The 659-nt window shown below is 66.9% G+C and carries 1 protein-coding gene; it reads right to left on the bottom strand.

Annotation, left to right across the window (positions count from 1 at the left end; all coding sequences use genetic code 11):
- The coding region (locus JK364_RS54550) for a beta-ketoacyl reductase (protein ID WP_201858902.1) at nt 1-659 on the bottom strand (659 nt) is incomplete at both ends.

Here is a 659-nt window from a genome sequence, read left to right as displayed (position 1 = left end):
TCAACTCCTGACCGAGGTACGAGGCGACAGCGCGTGGGCTGGGATGGTCGAACGCCAAGGTGGTCGGGAGTCGAAGCCCAGTGGCCGCCCCAAGCTGGTTACGCAATTCGACCGCCGTCAGGGAGTCGAAGCCCAGGTCCCTCAGCGCGCGGTCGGCGTCGATGCCAGCAGGGTCCGCATGCCCCAGCAACGTCGCCACATGAGAACGAACCAGCTCCAGCAGCAACCGCTCACGCTCCCGCGGCACCACACCCGCCAACCGATCCCGCCACACACCAGACCCATCCCGACCCACCGCAACCCGACGCACCCCACCCCGCACCACATTCCGCAACAACGCCGGAACCGACACACCACCACGCCCATGAAACGCCCCCACATCCACACGCACCGGCAACACCACACCACGCCCCACCCCCTGAGCGACATCGAAGAGAGCAAGGCCTTCTTCGGTGGTCATGGGGGTGATGCCGGTGCGGTTCAGGCGTGCATGGTCCTCATGACCAAGGTGGCCGGTCATCCCGCTGTCCTGTTCCCACAACCCCCAGGCCAGAGAGACCGCGGGCAGACCCTGGGCCTGGCGGTGCTGAGCCAGAGCGTCCAGGAAGGTATTGGCAGCGGCGTAGTTGGCCTGCCCGGCATTGCCCAGCACACCCGCA

The sequence above is a fragment of the Streptomyces endocoffeicus genome, from assembly GCF_016741935.1.
Classification (GTDB): Bacteria; Actinomycetota; Actinomycetes; order Streptomycetales; family Streptomycetaceae; genus Streptomyces; species Streptomyces endocoffeicus.
Note: the sequence above shows the minus strand (reverse complement) of the source record. Positions and strands in the feature narration are given on the sequence as shown.